We start from the raw sequence: 1,012 nt of genomic DNA, 5'->3' as shown, positions 1-1,012 counted from the left end.
TGAGCGGATCGAGATTGCCGATCTGCGCCAATCCGGTCTGGGCGTACGGGCGATCGCCGTCCGGCTGGGTCGAGCACCGTCGACGATTTCGCGGGAGCTGCGGCGTAACGCGCCGGCCGGACGTCGGTATCGACCTTTCGATGCTCATCGACGGGCTACCGCGCGGCGAGCACGTCAGCGCCGACGCCGGATCGACACCAACGAACAGCTCGGCGGCGTGGTCGCCGAACTGCTTGGCCAGCGGTGGAGCCCGCAGCAGATCAGCCGTCACCTGCGCCAGCGCTTTGCCGATGATCCGTCAATGCGGCTGTGCCACGAGAATATCTATCAAGCTGTGCATCAACCGCATTCGCGCTTCCTGCGGCCCACGCGGTTGGCGCCACACCGCCGCTCACCGCTACGCACCGGACGCGACCACCGGCGCGCACACCAGCGCCCGCAGCGCCGCCGACCACGATTTCAGCAGCCGATGCTCACCATCCACGACCGGCCGTTCCCCACTCTCGATCGGTCGGAAGCAGGGCATTGGGAGGGAGATCTCATCATCGGCGATAACCACTTGTCGGCGATTGGCACCCTCGTGGAACGTCAGACTCGAATGCTGCGCTTGGTGCACCTGCCTCGCAGTGACGCCGAGTCGCTACACGCCGCCTTGGTGGCCCGCATGCAAGATCTACCCCCGGCACTGATTCGGTCGATTACCTGGGACCAGGGCACCGAGATGGCGCGCCACCTGGCCACCACCGACAAGCTCGGCGCACCCGTCTACTTCTGCGACTCACGATCACCCTGGCAACGCGGTAGCAACGAGAACACCAACGGACTGCTACGCGACTACTTCCCGAAGGGCATCAGCGTCGCCAGCCACTCACCGGCCCACCTATTAGCCGTCGAACACGAACTCAACAACCGCCCCCGCATGGTTCTTAAAGACCGTTGCCCCGCAGACCTATTCGCGGCGCTGTTAGCCTCCAGTGGTCCGCCGTTGTTGCGACGTTGACTAGAACTCACC

General features: G+C 64.8%; 1 protein-coding gene. It reads left to right on the top strand.

Annotated features, from left to right (window positions below):
- Positions 1-1,000: IS30 family transposase (locus BST13_RS38040; protein WP_083171385.1), on the top strand; the 1,000-nt coding region annotated here is incomplete at its 5' end.
- Positions 1,001-1,012 lie beyond the last annotated feature (12 nt).

This window comes from Mycobacterium aquaticum (assembly GCF_002086485.1).
In the GTDB taxonomy this organism is placed as follows: domain Bacteria; phylum Actinomycetota; class Actinomycetes; order Mycobacteriales; family Mycobacteriaceae; genus Mycobacterium; species Mycobacterium aquaticum.
Note: the sequence above shows the minus strand (reverse complement) of the source record. Positions and strands in the feature narration are given on the sequence as shown.